Annotated in this window: 16 protein-coding genes; 6 read left to right on the forward strand and 10 right to left on the reverse strand. The window is 65.7% G+C overall.

Annotated elements, in window-relative coordinates:
- Nucleotides 1-19: 19 nt before the first annotated feature.
- From BVG12_RS20760 to BVG12_RS20805, 10 genes are read right to left on the reverse strand one after another with little or no spacing between them, the layout of a single operon-like run.
- Nucleotides 20-1,186, reverse strand: coding sequence for a TIGR03088 family PEP-CTERM/XrtA system glycosyltransferase (locus BVG12_RS20760; protein WP_075794065.1), 1,167 nt, complete (start codon nucleotides 1,184-1,186; stop codon nucleotides 20-22).
- A gap of 19 nt (nucleotides 1,187-1,205) precedes the next feature.
- Nucleotides 1,206-2,423 carry a TIGR04063 family PEP-CTERM/XrtA system glycosyltransferase gene (locus BVG12_RS20765; RefSeq protein WP_075794066.1) on the reverse strand — a complete coding sequence of 406 codons (1,218 nt, stop codon included), beginning with the start codon at nucleotides 2,421-2,423 and terminating at the stop codon, nucleotides 1,206-1,208.
- Between the two features lie 35 nt (nucleotides 2,424-2,458).
- Complete coding sequence (xrtA, locus tag BVG12_RS20770; RefSeq protein ID WP_075794067.1) at nucleotides 2,459-4,012, reverse strand: exosortase A; 1,554 nt, start codon at nucleotides 4,010-4,012, stop codon at nucleotides 2,459-2,461.
- Nucleotides 4,003-5,205, reverse strand: a complete 1,203-nt coding sequence (locus BVG12_RS20775) for a TIGR03087 family PEP-CTERM/XrtA system glycosyltransferase (RefSeq protein WP_075794068.1) — start codon at nucleotides 5,203-5,205, stop codon at nucleotides 4,003-4,005. Before BVG12_RS20775 ends, xrtA begins: the two co-directional genes overlap by 10 nt.
- Before the next feature lie 4 nt (nucleotides 5,206-5,209).
- Nucleotides 5,210-6,307, reverse strand: coding sequence for a FemAB family XrtA/PEP-CTERM system-associated protein (locus tag BVG12_RS20780; protein WP_075794069.1), 1,098 nt, complete (start codon nucleotides 6,305-6,307; stop codon nucleotides 5,210-5,212).
- Nucleotides 6,304-7,188 (reverse strand): XrtA system polysaccharide deacetylase, encoded by an 885-nt coding sequence (locus BVG12_RS20785; protein WP_083685266.1) that lies wholly within the window; start codon nucleotides 7,186-7,188, stop codon nucleotides 6,304-6,306. Before BVG12_RS20785 ends, BVG12_RS20780 begins: the two co-directional genes overlap by 4 nt.
- Nucleotides 7,185-8,255, reverse strand: a complete 1,071-nt coding sequence (locus tag BVG12_RS20790; protein WP_075794070.1) for an XrtA/PEP-CTERM system-associated ATPase — start codon at nucleotides 8,253-8,255, stop codon at nucleotides 7,185-7,187. Before BVG12_RS20790 ends, BVG12_RS20785 begins: the two co-directional genes overlap by 4 nt.
- Nucleotides 8,256-8,272: 17 nt before the next feature.
- A complete protein-coding gene (locus tag BVG12_RS20795) occupies nucleotides 8,273-9,823 on the reverse strand; it encodes a TIGR03016 family PEP-CTERM system-associated outer membrane protein (RefSeq protein ID WP_075794071.1) in 1,551 nt (516 codons plus the stop codon).
- Nucleotides 9,804-10,733 carry an XrtA-associated tyrosine autokinase gene (locus BVG12_RS20800; RefSeq protein ID WP_075794072.1) on the reverse strand — a complete coding sequence of 310 codons (930 nt, stop codon included), beginning with the start codon at nucleotides 10,731-10,733 and terminating at the stop codon, nucleotides 9,804-9,806. Before BVG12_RS20800 ends, BVG12_RS20795 begins: the two co-directional genes overlap by 20 nt.
- Before the next feature lie 16 nt (nucleotides 10,734-10,749).
- Nucleotides 10,750-12,294: an XrtA system polysaccharide chain length determinant gene (locus BVG12_RS20805; protein WP_075794073.1), complete on the reverse strand. Its 1,545-nt coding sequence runs from the start codon at nucleotides 12,292-12,294 to the stop codon at nucleotides 10,750-10,752.
- A gap of 368 nt (nucleotides 12,295-12,662) precedes the next feature.
- Here BVG12_RS20805 and BVG12_RS20810 point away from each other — a divergent pair, with 368 nt between their 5' ends.
- The 6 genes from BVG12_RS20810 (at nucleotide 12,663) to BVG12_RS20835 (ending at nucleotide 17,289) form a co-directional block, all read left to right on the forward strand.
- Complete coding sequence (locus tag BVG12_RS20810; RefSeq protein WP_075794074.1) at nucleotides 12,663-13,466, forward strand: S1C family serine protease; 804 nt, start codon at nucleotides 12,663-12,665, stop codon at nucleotides 13,464-13,466.
- A gap of 129 nt (nucleotides 13,467-13,595) precedes the next feature.
- Nucleotides 13,596-14,198 carry an XrtA/PEP-CTERM system exopolysaccharide export protein gene (locus tag BVG12_RS20815; protein WP_075796481.1) on the forward strand — a complete coding sequence of 201 codons (603 nt, stop codon included), beginning with the start codon at nucleotides 13,596-13,598 and terminating at the stop codon, nucleotides 14,196-14,198.
- A gap of 240 nt (nucleotides 14,199-14,438) precedes the next feature.
- Nucleotides 14,439-15,011 carry a hypothetical protein gene (locus tag BVG12_RS20820; protein ID WP_156895696.1) on the forward strand — a complete coding sequence of 191 codons (573 nt, stop codon included), beginning with the start codon at nucleotides 14,439-14,441 and terminating at the stop codon, nucleotides 15,009-15,011.
- A gap of 15 nt (nucleotides 15,012-15,026) precedes the next feature.
- A complete protein-coding gene (locus BVG12_RS20825) occupies nucleotides 15,027-15,293 on the forward strand; it encodes an HPr-rel-A system PqqD family peptide chaperone (protein ID WP_075794076.1) in 267 nt (88 codons plus the stop codon).
- Nucleotides 15,287-16,204: an HprK-related kinase A gene (locus tag BVG12_RS20830; RefSeq protein ID WP_075794077.1), complete on the forward strand. Its 918-nt coding sequence runs from the start codon at nucleotides 15,287-15,289 to the stop codon at nucleotides 16,202-16,204. Before BVG12_RS20825 ends, BVG12_RS20830 begins: the two co-directional genes overlap by 7 nt.
- Nucleotides 16,201-17,289 carry a nucleotidyltransferase domain-containing protein gene (locus tag BVG12_RS20835; RefSeq protein ID WP_075794078.1) on the forward strand — a complete coding sequence of 363 codons (1,089 nt, stop codon included), beginning with the start codon at nucleotides 16,201-16,203 and terminating at the stop codon, nucleotides 17,287-17,289. Before BVG12_RS20830 ends, BVG12_RS20835 begins: the two co-directional genes overlap by 4 nt.
- The last annotated feature ends 4 nt before the right edge of the window (nucleotides 17,290-17,293 follow it).

Raw genomic sequence — 17,293 nt, forward strand, 5'->3', positions numbered from 1 at the left:
TGGGTGAAACGGTAACGCGTCAGTGTGCCTTGTTTTGGCAAAGTCCGTCGTACAGGGCGCCATACGCGGCCACCATGGCGCGCAGGCTGAATCGGTCTTCCACGCGTGCGCGTGCCGCGCGGCCGTGCGCGCCTGCCAGGGTCGCGTCCTGCGCGTAGCGGGCCAGCGCCGTCGTCAGCGCGTCGACGTCGCCGACCGGGACCAGCAAGCCTTGCACGCCTTCGTCCACGACTTCGGGAATGCCGCCGACACGCGAGGCGACGACGGGCAGGCCGCATGCCATCGCTTCCAGCATCGACACGGGCGTGCCTTCGGCCAGCGAGGGCAGGGCGAAGATCGAGAACGTGTGCAGCACGGCGGCGATGTCGGCACGGGCGCCGGGCAGCCAGACGGCGTCGATGACGCCGAGGCGCGCGGCCTGTTCGCGCACGGCCGGCAGCAGCGGACCGTCGCCGACGATCGCGAGTTTCAAACGCGGCGCCAGGCCGGGCAGGCGGGCCCGCAGCTGCGCGAATGCGTCGACGAGGGCGCGGTGGTTCTTGACGTCCTGGATGCGCGCGACGGTGCCGATCACGATGTCGCCGTCGATGAACGGTGAGTCCGCGGCGGGCGCGCCGCCGGGCGCGTACTTGTCGGTGTCGACGCCGTTCTTGATGAACAGCGTCTTTGCGGCCGGGATGCGCACGACGTCGCCGAGCCAGCGGTTCAGGTCTTCGGACACGGGAATGAAGCGGTCGACGAACGGGACCAGACGGCGGCGCAGGAAGTTGTGTTTCGGGTTCAGGCCGTGCGGATCGCTCGCGTCGCGGCCATGTTCCGCGTGGATGCGCACGGGAACGCCCGCCATGGCCGCCGTGAACGCATACTCCAGCGCGGCCAGGTTATACGTGTGCAGCACGGTCGGACGCAGGCGCCGCATCAGGCGCCAGAACGTCAGGTGCGTGCCGAGGCCGAGGCCGGGCGGCTTGCCGAGCGCGTGCAGCTCGACGTCGCGGCGGGCGATGCGGTCGGCGAACGACGTGTAGGTCGTCAGGCAGACGACGGCGTGGCGCCACGCCGGCATGCGATTGATGCAGTCGACGAGCAGCGTCTCCAGGCCGCCGACGCCGAGCGAATACACGAGGTGCACGACCAGCGGCCGGGTGTCGACGCCGGCCGGCGCGAGCGCGGTTGCAGGAGCGTTCATCGTCGTGCCTTCAACGCGGTCATGCCGCCAGCGCCTTCTGCGTCAGGCGGCCGTAGATGGCCGGATAGCGGCCCACGCTGACCTTCCAGTTGCGCTCCGTCTCGACGTAGCGGCGGCCGGCCTGGCGCAGCTGCGGCCACGAGTCGTGCGCGGCCAGCAGGGCACCGACCTTGTCCGCCAGCGACTCCGGATCGTCGGCGCCGAACAGCACGCCGGTCTTGCCGTCTTCGATCAGCTCGAGGTGGCCGCCGACATCGGACGCGGCCAGGATGCGGCCCTGCGCCATCGCTTCCAGCGGCTTGAGCGGGGTGACGAGATCGGTCAGGCGCATCGACAGGCGCGGGTACACCAGCACGTCGAGCAGGTCGTAGTATTTGTTGACCTGGTCGTGCGGCACGCGGCCCGTGAACACGACCTTGTCGGCGATGTTCAGGTCCTTGGCCATCTGGCGCAGCTGGGCATCCTGCGGACCGCCGCCGACGAGCAGCACGCGCAGGTCCGGCATGCGCGCGACGAGCTTCGGCACGGCGCGCAGCAGCACGTCCAGGCCTTCGTACGCATAGAACGAGCCGATGAAGCCGATCAGGCGGGCGCCGGAGAGGCCCAGCTGCTCTTTGAGTCCGACGTCGGGCGTGCCGCCCATCGAGAATTTTTCGATGTCGACCGCGTTCGGGATGACCGTGACCTTGTCGGCCGGGACGCCGCGCGCGACGATGTCGCGGCGCAGGCCTTCGCAGATCGTGGTGACGGCGTCGGCCTGTTTCAGCGCATAGGTCTCGAGGGCGCGCGTGAGGCGGTAGCGCAGGCCGTTCTCCGTGCTGGTGCCATGGTCGACGGCGGCGTCTTCCCAGAACGCGCGCACTTCGTACACGACGGGAATGCCGAAGCGCTTGCCGGCGCGCAGCGCGGCGATCGCGTTCAGCGACGGCGAGTGCGCGTGCAGCACGTCCGGCTTGACCAGTGGGATGATCTCGGCCAGGCGCTTGGCCAGGCCGTCGATCACGTTCACCTGGTTCAGCACGGGCATCTTCGCCAGCGCACCCTTCGATTCCGGCGTGCGGTAGAAATGCAGGCCGTCGACGGTTTCTTCCAGCATGTCGCCGGAATTCTGTTTGGCGCCGGTGACGTGGAAGGTTTCCCAGCCGAGCGCGCGTTGTTCGCGCAGGATCGAACGGGTGCGGAAGGTATAACCGCTGTGCAGCGGGATCGAATGGTCGAGGACGTGCAGAACTCGCATGGTCTTGGTTTCCGTTCTTGTTGTCGCGTGATGAATTAGTGGGTTCGGGTCGCGTTCAGCGCCTGGTCCAGCGCAGCGCCCTGGTCGGCCAGGAACCGGTGCAGCGCGGCGCGCGTGCGTTCCTTGTCGTTGTCGTACGGGACCGCGAGCATCACGGCCGCGCCGTCGTCGCCGCGCATCATGGCCTTGTTCGCGGCCTGCCACAGCTTGCCGACGTAGTCGCTGCCCGTGTAATGCCCGCCGACCCATTTGAAGGCCCAGACCATGAGCGCGCCCTGCGGCGTGCGCAGGATGCCTTCGTGCAGCGTCACGGGTGTACCGGCGACGGTCTCGGCGCGCGCCGCGCTGTCGACTTCGTGCCAGGCATCCTCGTAGCCGCTCAGGCGGTTCATGGAACTGATCAGGTTCTTTTCCGGATTCTGGTTGCGGTAGTACAGGACGGTCAGGCTGACCGGCAGGCTGCCTGCCTGGTAGGCCTGGTGGAAGCGCGCGTCCGGCGTCATGTAGAAGGGTTTCCAGTCCGCGAAGTCGGCGGTTTGCGGCGCGGTCACGGCGATATCGGCCAGGCGCACGGGCGCCGGGTTGTGGTTGGCGCGCTCGCCCACCAGCGCCAGCGCGGGCCAGAACGCGCACACGAGCAGCACGCCGGCCACCATCGCCGGCAGGCGGCGCGGCGTGCCGGCCGCTTTCGCGATGGACGCGGCGACGGCCACCGGCGCGGACGTAGACACCGTGGCGCCGTCCTCGCGCCAGAAGCTGCCGATCCAGAACATGACGAACATGACGAGGCCGAAGAACAGCCAGCCGTAGATGATGTGGTCGACGCCCGTCGCCAGCTCCATGCCGGACAGGTGGCCGATCATCACGATCATGTACGCGCGCAGGCCGTTGGCGATGACGGGAACGATGACCGACAGGCCCACGAACAGCACGCGGCGCGCGGTCGAGCGGTAGGTCAGGTAGGCGTACAGGCAGCCCAGCGTGATCGAGGAAATCAGGTAGCGCACGCCGCTGCAGGCTTCGACGACGGACCAGCTGCCGGTCGGCAGTTCGAAGCGGGTACCGCTGCGCAGCACGGGAATGCCGGTGGCGCGCACGGCCCACACCGTGAAGTCGGCCGTGAACTGGATCAGCGGGCCGACGAAGATCTCGCCGAACGGCACCGCGAACAGCAGGAACAGCAGGGGGAATGTGAGCGAGCCGGCCAGGCGCGGGCCGAACAGGGCCAGCGCGGCGACGGGGAACATCGCGACGAACGTGTATTGCGATACGACCTGCACCTCGCCCAGCTGCGCGGCCAGCCAGCCGGCGCCGAGCAACCCCAGGAGCACCAGCGCGGGCGGCCAGGGCTTCGGCGGATACAGGCTGAAATTCTCGCGCCGGCGCCACACGAGCCACAGGCTGATCGGCAGGATCACGTAGCCGTGCGCGAAGGTCTCGGAACTGTTCCACACCGAGACGATCGAGCGCACCGTGCCCAGGTACAGCAGGAACGGCGCGAGCAGGGCCAGCGCGATCAGCATGGTGCCCTGGCGCGAGATGGGCGCGGTGGTGGCGTTGATCACGCCGGGCGGCGGTTTCAGGAACATTCGAGACTCTCCCCGATGCAGGCGAGGTTGCTGGACCAGCTGTAGCGGCGCTGGACCTTGGCGCGGGCGGCGGCGCCGATCGCGGCGGCCGCGCTGTCCTGGCCGGCCAGCAGCGTGGTCACGGCGTCGATGAAGGCGCTGGCATCCTCGGCCAGTACCAGCTCGCTGCCGGGGACCGCGTCGATGCCTTCCAGCGCCTGCGGCGACACGACGACCGGGGTCGCCATCGCCATCGCTTCCAGCACCTTGTTTTGGATGCCGCGCGCGATGCGCAGCGGCGCCACGGACACGGCGGCGTGCGCGATGTACGGCCGCACGTCCGGCACGGTGCCCGTCACGACGACGCCCGGCAGCTTGGCCAGTTCCTGCACGGTCGGCGCCGGGCGCGCGCCCACGATATAAAACGTCACGTCGGCGAAGCGTTCGCGCAGCGTCGGGAAGATGTCGGCGGCGAACCACTGCACGGCATCCACGTTGGGCCAGTAATCCATCGCGCCCGTGAACACGAGGGCGCGTTCGCCCGCCGCGTACGGATTCGCATGCGGCTGCTCGGGCGAAAAATAATCGGTGTCGACGCCATTGTTGAAGTGGCCGATCTTGGCGGTGCTTTCCGGCGCCAGCTGGCGGAACAGGTCGGCCTCGGGCGCCGAGACGAACAGCGACGCGTCGTAGTCGCGCGCCACGCGGCGTTCGTAGGCGAGCAGCTGGCGCGCCTCGTAGCGGTACAACCAGCTCATCGGCCACGATTTCTGGTCGGCGTACTGTCTCCACTTGTCCGAGTCGACGTCGCAGAAGTCGACGACGCGGCGCGCCGAGCGGTACGGGTCGGCGTACTGCGCCATCGCCGACGAGAACACGAGCACGCGCTCGATCTTGTGCTTCGACACCGTCTCGTCGACCCAGCGCGCGAGCGAGGCGTCGCGGTAGTACTCGAGCGAGAGCGAACGGTTCTTCAACAGCGCCTGCAGGCTGCGCACACGCGCCAGCAGGGGCTTCATGCCGGCGAAACGGCTGCTGGCGCACAGCGCCTCGACGTGCGGCACGTGTTGCCAGTCGTCGGGGTCGTCCACGAAAGTGGCCAGGTGCACGCGGTAGTGGCGGGCCAGGTGCTTCAGCAGGTGGTACGAGCGGATCTTGTCGCCCTTGTTGGGCGGGTACGGGATCCGGTGGATCAGCAGCAGCAGGTCTTCCATCGTGTTATCCCAGATTACGGACGATGTAGGGGCCCATGAAGTTCGCCACCGGCAGCGGCAGCTTCTTCCACATTTTGATGAACAGCTGGTATTTCGGGTTCAGCGGATTGTTGTCCGGCAGCGCGCTCGCGCCATACAGCTTGTACTCGTACGGCAGGTGTTGCGCCGTGAAGCCCCAGTTCTTCTTGAAGTCGTAGGCGCCGGTACCCAGCTTGCTGCGGCCGAAGTCGAACAGCCGGCAGCCGCGCGCGGCCGCTGCCTGCATCAAATTCCAGTACATGAAGTCGTTGCCGGCCACTTCGCGCGCGAGGTCCATGCCGCCGCCGTAGTAGGGCACGACTTCGTCGCGCCAGTAGAACGACAGCACGGCGGCGACGAGGCGGTTGTCTTCCGTGACGATGCTGCGCACTTCGCACTCGTCGCCGAAGACTTCCTGCAGCATGGCGAAGTATTTTTTCGGGAACACCGGCGTGCCCAGGCGGTGCACGCTGTGCGCATACGCCTCAAACATGCGGTCGACGTTCGCGTCGACCTCGCCGCGCAGGCCCAGCTTGATGCCTTTGCGGACCATCGCGCGCTGCTTGCGCGGGATCGCGTTCATGTTCGCTTCGTCGTCGCCCGTGATCTCCTTGCGGAAGGTGACGTACAGTTCCTTCGTGTGCCAGCTGGCGTCGTCCGGGTGGAAGCGCTGCATGCCGCGGTATTCCAGGTGGCCGACGCCGAGTTGTTGCGCGAGTTCGTGCGCGGCCTCGTCGAGCATCTTGCGCGCGGCATCGTTCGTCGCGGCCGGACCGCCGTACACGCAGAACGGCATCGCGCCGAGCGAGTGGCCGAACAGGCGGCTCTTGATTTCCGCGAGAGGCAGCACGCCGAGGATCTGGCCGTCCTGCTGCACGTAATAAAACCAGGTCTTGATGCCGAACGAGCCTTCGATGACCTTCTGCCAGCCGGACAGGTGGAAGAAGGTGGCGTCAGGACAGGCGCGCACGAACGCGTCCCAGCGGCCGTATTCGTGCGGCTGCAGCGTATGCAGCGTCATGGGGGAGGTCGCCAGTACGGGTGCGGCCCGTTTGGCGGCAGCGGCTTCGATGATCGAGTTCATGGGCGGTTCAGGAAGATGTTGTCCATGCGGTCCCACGCGAAGTCGCGCGCGAGGGCTTCGATACGGCGTTCCATCCGGTCGATGTTGATGTAGTGGCGGAAGCGCGCCTTGGCGCCGAGGCCTTCCGGACGCGGCTGGCCCGGGTCGACTTCCCACGGATGGAAGTAGAACAGGGCGGGCTGGCCGTCTTCGCGGTTGACCTTGGCCATCATCCAGCGCGACAGCGCATAGGGCAGCAAGCGGAAATAGCCGCCGCCGCCGGCCGGCAGGTTACGGCCCATCATCTGCACGGTCGTGATCGGGACTTCCAGCAGGCCGTCGGTGCCGTTCGGGTAGAACGCGAAACGCGGCGCTTCCGGCATGCCGTAGTGGTCGTGCACGACCGGGTAGATGCTCGAGCTGTAGCGGTAACCCGCTGCCAGCAGTTCGTCGAGCGCCCACAGATTGTCGCGGCCGATCGAGAAACTGGGCGCGCGGTAGCCCAGCACGGCCTGGCCGCCGATGTCTTCCAGCAGCGCTTTCGCGGAGCGGATGTCGTTGGCGAATTCGGCACGGGTCTGGTCCGATGCGCGCAGGTGGCCGTAGCCGTGGCTGGCCAGTTCGTGACCGGAGGCGACGATGCGTTTGACCACCTGCGGATAGCGCTCGGCGATCCAGCCCAGCGTGAAGAAGGTGGCGCGCACACCGTGGCGCTCGAACAGCGCGAGGATGCGATCCATATTCGCTTCGACGCGGCATTCGAGGCTCGGCCAGCTGGCGCGATCGATATAGGGCGCGAACGCGGAGACCTGGAAGTAATCCTCGACGTCGCAGGTCATCGCATTGCGGATGCGTTGTCCCGGGCCCGGCATGGGCCGCGGGGCGAGTTCGACCATGTTCATTCTTGGTTGTCCATAGGATGGGTTACCGCGCCCTGGGGCGTGGCGACGATTTTCTTCAGGATCGACAGTACGGAAACGATCGACTTCTCAAGGCGCATCATGCGTTCGTCGAGCACTTCGACGCTGCTCACCCGGCGCTCGCCGATGCGCTGGTCGATCGTGCGCAGGCCGGTCTTGTAGCTCGCGTCCACGTCCGATTCGGTCGCGGCATCGGGCAGCAGCTGCGGTGCCGGCGTGCCGATCGGATCGGGCACTTCGAATTCCTCGCTGATGTCCTTCACGACCGTGTTGATGTCCTGCTCGGCGAGCGCGTGCATCTCTTCCAGGTAGCCCATCAGCAGCACGCGGTCCATCAGCGTGTTGACCTTGCGCGGGATGCCGCCGCTGTAGGCGTAGATCGCGGCATGGGCGCCATCGTCGAACGACGGGTCGCCTTTCCAGCCGACGGTCGTCAGGCGGTGTTCGATGTAGGCGCGGGTTTCCTGCGCATCCATCGGGCCCAGGTGGTAGCTGGCGATCACGCGCTGGCGCAGCTGCTGCATGCCGGGGCTGTGCAGGGTGGCGCGGAATTCGGGCTGGCCGAGCAGGAAAGTCTGCAGCAGCGATTTGTCGTCGGTCTGGAAGTTCGACAGCATGCGCAGCTCTTCGACCGTGCGCGCCGACAGATTCTGCGCTTCGTCGATCACGAGCAAGGCGCGCTTGCCTTGGTGGTCGACGTCGCACAGGAATTTTTCCAGGCGCGTGAGCAGGTCCGTCTTGCTGGCGCCTTCGTACGGCAGGCCGAACGCCGACACGACCATGCGCAGCGTGTCGTCGGGGTCGAGGTGCGTGTTGACGATGTGGGCGGCGACGATCTGGTCGGACGGCAGCCGGTTGAACAGGTTGCGCACGAGCGTGGTCTTGCCCGCGCCGACTTCACCGGTGATGACGATGAAGCCTTCGCCCTGCGAGAGGCCGTACTCGAGGTAGGCCATGGCACGTTTGTGGCCTTTGCTGCCGAAGAAGAAATGCGGGTCCGGACGCAGCTGGAAAGGTTTGGCGGAAAATCCGTAGAAAGACTCGTACATCGTATGCCTCCGCGGGCTCAATACTGGACGGTAAGCGTCGCCACGATCGCGTTCTCGTGGTAGTCGCGGTTGTCGAACACGCCGACGCGGCCCTTCGAGTGGCGCAGGTCGAGCGATCCGGTGGTCTTGGTGTCGAAGCGGCTGCTCAGGCCCGCGCTCAGTTGGCGGATGTCGTTGGTGAGACCGGTGCGCAGCGATTTCACGTTCGCGCCGTACAGGTTGGCGTGGGCCGAGGTCCGCGTGGACAGCCGGTAATCGAAATTCGCACTGGCGCCGCGCTGGCTCGTGTCTTCGTTCAGGGAACTTAGCTGCGTCGGCAGCAGCGTGCTGTCTTCCTGCTGCAGCGACAGGGCGTTCGTGCGGTCCTTGAACACGGAGAGCAGTAAGGCGCTGCGCGCGCCCTTGAACGTGACGGAACCTTGCAGGCGCTTGTTGCGCATATAGCGGTTGCTCAGGTAGTTGATGCTGTTGGCGAGCGTGGGCGGCAGGCCCGTCTGCGCCATATACGCCTGCACGATCTGCTGGCGCAATACCGGATCCGGATACGCGCCGGCGAACAGGCGGTCGAGCATGGCGGCCGTGTCGAGCGCGGCCGGGATCAGGAATTGCGAGCGCGTCGTCGTGACGATGTCGGCATAGGTCAACGACCAGATGCTGTGCTGGGTACGGTAACTGCCGTCGAACGAACCCGTCTTGCCGAAGTAACGCCGGCCGTACGTGGCCGACACCCTGGTGCGCGACGACGGCTGCCAGATGAAGCCGCCCGACCAGCTGCGGCCGCGCGTCCGTTCGGCGAGCGCGCGGTATTGGTATTTGTCGTAGCCGACGCTGGACGTGACGCTCAAATGTGGCGTGAGCCGGTACTGCAGGCCCGCCAGGCTGTTTTCGGTCGTGGTGTTGCCCGTAAGCTGGGCGTTCATGTCCTGGTGCGAATAATGCACGTTCCAGCCGAGATCGGGGAACGCGGGGCCGCTGGTCACATCGAACGCACGCGTGCTGGCCAGGCTGTTGCCGAAACCGCTGTTGCTGCCGCTCTCGACCGAGTCGCGCGACAGGCGGGCCGTCATCGTCGCCGTCGAGCCGAAGCGGTGGCGCAGATAGGGGCTGATGCTCCAGGTGCGGATATCCGCGCTGTTGTTGGCCGTGTACGAATTGTTCGGGACCGGACCGAATGCCGACACCGCCTGGCGCGACCCGCTGGCGGTGGCATCCACGTACAGCAATTCCTTGACGGCGACGGCCTGGGCGGACGCCTGGTAGCTGCGGTCGCTGTTGCGCACGTTGGGCATGTCGTCGTTGCTGTAGACGTACTTGTGCCATTCCGCGCTGGCATTGAACTTCAGGCGCGACCCGGTGCCGGAGATGACCAGGTTGGGCGCCGCTTCGCTGATGAAGCTGCCGCGCGCCTGTTCGTCGGGCTGGTTGCCGGCGTTGTCGGAATACGATTCACGCAACTGGATGGTCGGCGTGACTTTCCATTCCGCCCTGCAGTCGTTCGCCAGCAGCAGCGCCGCCAGCGCAAGCGGCGTGAGTCTGAGCGCGGCCCAATTAGCCGTAGTGATAGTCATACGTTTCTTCGATGCCGGGGAACTCCCTGGTCTTGTTATAGATGAGATTGACGTTCGGATAGCCTTCCAGCTGGTGCAGGGCTTCCTTGACCGCGTGCTGGGTCGTCGTCTGCGCTTCGACCACCATCACGATCTGCCCCATGTGCGAGGCCAGCACGCGCGATTCGCTCGTCAGCAGCAGCGGCGGCGAATCGAAGATCACGACGCGGTCCGGATAACGATTGGCGATCTCGTTCACCAGCGTGCTCATGGCCGAGCTGGCCAGCAGCTCGGTCGCGCGCGGCGTGCTGGTGCCGGCCGGCAGGATCGACAGCGTGTCGACGTTCGTGCGCAGCATGACGTCGGCCATGTCGATCTTGTCGTCCAGCAGGATATCCATCAGGCCGCGGTGCGCGGGCAGGCCGAGCGAGCGCAGCACCGACGGGCGGGCGACGTCGGCGTCGACGAGCAGCACGGTGTGGTCGAGTTCCATCGCGATGCTCATCGCCAGGTTGATCGCGCAATAGGTCTTGCCTTCGCCCGGCAGCGAGCTGGTCACCATGATCAGGTTGCCCGGCTTTTCGCCCACGGCGCGTTCCGCAAAGGCGCGCTGCAGCAGCGGGCGCTTGATGACGCGGAAGTCTTCCAGCAGGCGCGTGCGGCCGCCGGCGGCGGTGACCATGCCCAGGTCGCGCATCCGGTTCAGGTCCAGTTCCACGCGGCGGGTCGAGAATTTCTGCGCCGGGTGCGGTGCCGCCTCGGCTGCCGCGGGTGCCGCCGCGGGTTCGGGCTGCACGGGGGGCGCGACCGGCGCGAGGACCACGTGGGGTGCCGCCTCGATGGCGTCGACCGCCGCTTCCGGCGTCTTGGCGACGGTGGGCGCGTTGCGCTGCAGGTCGATCCGGCTTGCCGCTTTTTCGATGATGCTCACGGTGTACTCCTTAATCTTAAAGCGTGGGGCGGACCAGGATTGCGGCCATCCCGATGCCATAGGCGCCGAACAGCAGCAGCACGGAGCTCGCGAGCGCGAACAGGCGGCGCTTGCGCTTGACGGTCTGCTCCGGCGTCCAGTTCATGCCGATCGAACCGAGCACCGGCAGGCCGGTCACGTCGCGCAGCGTGCTCTGGCTCAGGAAGGTCGGACGCAGTTGGCTCATCAGGAACGCGACGGCCAGACCCGCGACGAGGGCGCCGACGAACACGAGCGAGAACAGGCGCAGGCGGTTCGGGCCGCTTGGATGGTTCGGCACGGTCGGCGGATCGATCACGCGGAACTGCAGCATGTCGGTGGCGGACGACAGGTCGCCCGACAGGCGGGCCGACTCGCGGCGCTCGACCAGCTTCTGGTAGTTCTCGCGGTTGACCGTGTAGTCGCGGTTCAGCTGGGCGAACTGGGCTTCGATTTCCGGCGCCGTCGTGCTCTGGTTGCGCAGGCGCGCCACGCGGTTCTCGTATTCCGCGACGCGGGCACGCATCGACGCCACGCGCGCCTCCGCCTGCGACAGCGACACGTTCAGCTGCTGCAGCATCGGGCTGTAGCTGGCGCCCGGGTCGAGGCTGCGCTTCTTGTTCTTGGCCAGGTCGGCCTTCTGCGCCAGCAGCTGGTCGAGCAGGCGGCGGTTGGCGATCACGTCCGGATGCTGTTCCGTGTACTGCAGGCGCAGATTGTCCAGGTTCTTCTGCGCCTGCGCGATACGGGCTTCCAGTTCCGGGTCCACGAGGGCCGGGTCGACCGTCACGGTGCCCGGCTTGGCCGGTTCGCCGTCGATCTGGCGGCGGATCGCGTTGCGCGCCTGTTCCGCTTCGGCCAGCTCCAGCCTGGCTTGGCTCAGCTGGTCGTTCGCCGTTTGCAGCTGGCCGCCGAAGTCGCCGGTGCCGCTGCCGCCGCCCGGCAACATGCCGAGGTTCTTGAGCTTGAATTCCTTCAGCGAGTTCTCGGCCGCGGCCAGTTTTTCTTCATACGTCTTGATCTGGTCGTCGATGAACTGGACCGCTTTTTCCGAATCCTGCTTCTTCCCGCTGAAGCTGCCTTCGACGAAGATGGTCAGCAGGGACGATACGACGTCCTTGCCCAGCTTGGGATTGTCGGACACATAGGTCAGCGTATAGATGTCGTCGCGCTCCGTGCCGGAGACCTTGATCTGCGACATCAGCTCATCGACAATCTTGTCGTGTTCCTTGCTGTCCTTGGCCTTGACGTCCAGGTCGACCATGCGCATCAGGCGCTCGACGTTCGGGCGGCTGATCAGCGTACGGCGCATGAACATGACCTGTTGTTCCAGATTGGGCACGGTCGTCATGCTCGACAGCAGTGGTTTCAGGATGCTTTGCGTGTCGACATAAACGCGCGCCGATGCCTCGTATTGATTGGGCAGGCGCAATACGACCACCCAACCGATCAATGCGACAACCCAGGTAATGACGACGGCATGCCAACGGTATTTGCCAATCGCCTTGAGGAAGTTAAGAAGTACGGCTGTGATCTCTGCCATCTCGTCAGTCTCGCCATGAACGGCCCGCGACCTTTTGGGAAGGGGCCAGAAAAATAATCAAATACCTTGCATGATCGCTTGTACCCCGAGCAATTGCAATTACGCGCGAGAAAAATATGGCGGGCTCATTTGGGCGTGCCTCATCTGCAACACAAATGCCACCAAGCAATCTGAGGACCATGCGGTTTTTTGCTTAACAACCGTGAATTATTAGCACGGATTTAATAAAAAATCGTTAAACCGTTGTACGCCTTCAACGGCAACAACGCACGTCGAGGGATCGCATCGCGTAGACTTACGTTGCAGCAATTATTCAAGTTCAAGCGCTTTATTGTAATGTCTAAAATACAAAAGGGGGTGCACGGTTGATGCCGCTTCGAAATAAGGTACCCGCTCCGGTCAACCCGTCGCTCCCTGCCCGCCGTCGGGTGGCCGCGGCACTCGCCCTCCTGGCCGTGCCGCTCCTGGCCCCAGCGGCCGACCTCAGGGCGATCATTCCGACCATCAAACGGTCCGTCGTCGGTGTCGGCACGTTCGAGCGGACCCGCAGCCCGTCGACGGTCTTCGTCGGCACCGGTTTCGTCGTCGGCGACGGCCTGGACGTCATCACCAATGCCCACGTCGTCCCGGCCGCCCCGGCCGACGGCAAACTGGAGCAGCTCGGCATCGTCCTGCCGGATGGCGAAGGGGTGCGCTTCCGGCCGGCCGAGCTGGTGGCGCGCGACAACGAACACGACCTGGCCCACCTGCGCCTCAGCGGCACGCCATTGCCCGCGCTCGAGCTGGGTGATTCGGACACGGTCCAGGAAGGCCAGGAACTGGCGCTGACGGGTTTCCCGCTCGCCATGGCGCTGGGGCTCCACGCGGCCACGCACCGGGCCACGCTGGCGGCCATCACACCCATCGTCCGGCCGTCGCTCGGCGCCCGCAGCCTCGATCCGCGCCAGATCGCGGCCCTGCAGCGCGCGCCCTTCAATATCTTCCAGCTCGACGGGACCGCATATCCCGGCAACAGCGGCAGCCCAGTCTACGATCCCGCCACCGGCAAAGTCCTGGGCGTGATCAATGCCGTGTTCGTGAAAGGGCTCAAGGAGACGGCGATCACGGCGCCGAGCGGGATCACGTATGCCATCCCGGCCAACCATGTGCGTGATTTATTGAAGAAAAAGTGAGCAGAACAATTTCTATTGTGCGCAGTCTTTTCGTTGAGCACTATGTTATACAATACGAAGCTGTTGATGGCTTTATAACAACGGCTTTACCGAAAGGGATCTGACGTGGGCAAGTACAAGGCGAACCTGATGAAACATTCGGCGATGATGCTCGCCGCCGCATGCGCGCTGGCGCTGGGTGGCTGCGCTACGCGCGGCCAACAGCCGGTCGAGACGCAGGTGACGGATACGCAATACCTGATCGGTCCTGGGGACGCCGTCAACATCATCGTCTGGCGCAATCCGGAAGTGTCGATGTCGGTACCGGTGCGTCCGGACGGCAAGATCACGACGCCGCTCGTCGAAGACCTGCCGGCCGCGGGCAAAACCTCGACCGCGCTCGCGCGCGACATCGAAAAAGCCTTGGCCAAATACATCCAGCAGCCTGTCGTCACCGTCGTCGTGACGAGCTTCGTCGGCAATTACGACGAGCAGATCCGCGTGATCGGCCAGGCTGCCAAGCCGCAGGCGCTGCCGTACCGCCGTGACATGAGTCTGATGGACGTGATGATCGCCGTCGGCGGCACCACCGAGTTCGCGGCCGGCAATCGCGCCAGCCTGATCCGCAACGTGAACGGCAAACAGCAACGGTTCAACGTCCGCCTGGACGATCTGATCAAGGAAGGCGACATTTCGGCCAACGTGCCGATGCGTCCCGGGGACGTTTTGGTCATTCCGGAAAGCTTCTTCTGACACAAGATTCGTCGATATTTTTTACATCGCCCAGCATTCCAACTTACAATAGTAGTTGCTGGGTGGTACGGCACCAAAATAAGCACCTGATTTTAATGTAAGTTTTTCTTCCTGGCAGCATGCTGGCGCAAAACTTGCTTGTTCAGGTTCTGGTCGCCCTCAGTGAGCGCGACAACATTTTGGGGAACGCACGTGGCTACCGAACATCAAGATAACGACAAGATTCAAACGGCGCCGTCCTTGACTCAACGCGGGGCAGCCCGCCGCCGCCTGGCCCGGATCGGCATGGGCGCCGGCGTCCTCGCGACGCTGGAAAGCAAATCGGCGATGGCGTCGATGGTGTGCCGATCTCCTTCGGGCTCGCTGTCGAACGGCCTGTCGACGAGTCACTACGGACCGAAAGCACCTGCGTGCAGCGGATTATCGCCGGGCTACTGGAAACAGCCGCAACACGCGTGGCCGGTCTCGCGCGATCTCATGTTCAACAGCGTGTTCTATGCGGCCAGCTCCGGCACGGTGTGTCCGGTCCGGGCGAGTTCCTACCCCAACGGCAGCTACTACAAGCCGGGCTCGTATTTCTGCGCCAAGCTGGACGACATGCTGAACCCGCAGGACTTCGACAAAAACAATGTCGGCATGCACCTGGTGGCGGCATACCTGAATATCCTGGCGAAGTACGTCGGCTTCCTCGAGGTCACCGACCTGCAGACCATGTGGAGCGAGCTGCAGACGACGGGCCGCTACAGCCCGACCGCCGGGGTGTACTGGGACAATGCCCAGGTCGCGAACTACCTCAGCTCGATCCACGACTGACAGGCGGCGACACGCATGTGGCGTTTGACGCCTGGCCAGGCGCTGGCCTGCCGGGAATGGGATGGGGAAGCCGTGCTGTACAACGACTTGTCGGGCAGTACCCACTTGCTGGACGGCGCCGCCCTCGACCTGCTCCTTGCACTGCGCGATGAACCCGCCGATGCCGTCATGCTGGCCGCCCGCCTGGCCGAACGCTTCGATGCCGGCGACGACAACCTCGTTTCCCTGATCGACGAGATGCTGGTCGCGCTGGCCGGACTGGACCTGATCGAACCATGCTGACGGTCGGTTCGCTGTCGCGCGCCGAACTCACGGCGCGCCTGTCCGGCGACGGTCTCGTGTTGCGCACGGGGCCGTTCACCAACCGCATCCGCAGCGACGTATCCCCGCTGATCGACGGCCTCGCGCTGATGTATGCCGATTACCCCGTCGAGCCGGCGGGCGGCTTCGTCGATTTCCACCTCGAATTGCAGCGTTCGGGCGGCCTGCGCCGCTGGCATCGTTCCCAGGTTCATTTTACCTACGACGGCACGACGCCGTTCCAGCCGCTGCCGCTGGGGCAGGCCTATCCGATGCTGGAATGGACGATGAACTGGTGCGTCTCGCACCGCGCTCACGGCTACCTGATCATCCACGCGGCCGTACTGGAAAAACATGGCCGCGCGATTATCCTGCCGGCGCCGCCCGGCTCCGGCAAGAGCACCCTGACGGCCGCGCTGCTGGGGCACGGCTGGCGTTTGCTGTCGGACGAGCTGACCCTCGTGCACCTCGGGGACGGCGTACTGGTGCCGCTGCCGCGTCCGGTCAGTCTCAAGAACGCCTCGATCGACATCATCCGCGCCTTCCGTCCCGACGCCGTGCTGAGCCGTCCCGTGGAGGAAACAACCAAGGGGACGATCGCCCATTTGAAGGCGCCGCAGGACAGCATCGCCCGCGCCCTCGAACCGGCCAAGCCGGCCTGCATCGTATTCCCGCGCTGGGAGGCCGGCGCCGCCATCGCATTGGATCCGCTGCCCAAGGCGCGCGCCTTCATGCAGGTGGCCGACAACTGCTTCAATTACCAGGTGCTGGGCGCGCGCGGCTTCACCGCCCTCGGCGCGCTGATCGATGCCAGCGACACGTACACGTTCCGTTACAGCAGCCTGCCGGATGCGATGGCGTTGTTCGAGCGCCTCGCGCAGGGGCCGGCATGACGGGCCTGCCTCTCTTGATACGCGTATTGCGCGATCCGCACGCCGTGCGCGCCCTGGACGGTGCCGGCTGGGACTTGCTGCTGCGCCAGGCCGATGCCGCCAACCTCGATGCGTACCTGCTCGTGCTGCTGGAAGATGCGGGGTTGCTGGATACGGTCCCCGCCGCGCCGCGCGCGCACCTCGAGTGGACGCGCGTGGGCGCGGCCGGCCATGCCCAGGCGGCGCGCTACGAAGTCCGCCAGATCGGCCGTGCTTTGGAAGGGCTCGGATTGCCGCTGATCCTGCTCAAGGGCGCCGCGTATGCGATGGCGGGCCTGGACGCGGGCCGCGGCCGGCTGTTTTCCGACATCGACATTCTCGTGCCCAAGGCGCGCCTGCCCGAGGTCGAGGCGGCGCTCATGATGCATGGCTGGATCACGACCCACCACGACGCCTACGACCAGCGCTACTACCGGCAATGGATGCACGAGCTGCCGCCGATGCAGCACGCCCGGCGCGGCAATTCGATCGACGTGCACCACGCGATCCTGCCGGAGACGGCGCCCGTCCGTCCGGACCCGGACAAGCTGCGCGCCGCGGCCCGTCCGATCGCGGGCGAGCCGCAACTGGCCACATTGTCGCCGGCCGACATGGTGCTGCACAGTGCCGTGCACTTGTTCTTCGATGGCGAATTCGACAAGGGCTTGCGCGACCTGGTCGACTTGCACCGGCTGCTGGGCCAATTCGGCGCCGAGCCCGGCTTCTGGGACGCGTTGCCGGCGCGTGCCCGCGAGCTCGAATTGGGGCGGCCGCTGTTCTATGCGTTACGCTATTGTCCACGCCTGCTCGGCACGGTTGTCCCGCCGGCGGTGCAGGCCGCCGTGGTATCGGACGGGCCGAACCCGGCGCTGCTGTGGCTGATGGACCGGCTGTTCGGACGGGCGCTGCTGCCGCTGCATGCGAGCTGCGACGACGTGCTCAGCAGTCCGGCGCGCTTTGCGCTGTACGTGCGCGGGAACTGGCTGCGCATGCCGCCGCTGTTGCTGGCGCAGCATCTGTTTCATAAAGCGTTTATCACGAAGCACAACGAGTCGCAGGCGGCCTGAGCCT

The organism is Massilia putida (assembly GCF_001941825.1).
Classification (GTDB): Bacteria; Pseudomonadota; Gammaproteobacteria; order Burkholderiales; family Burkholderiaceae_D; genus Telluria; species Telluria putida.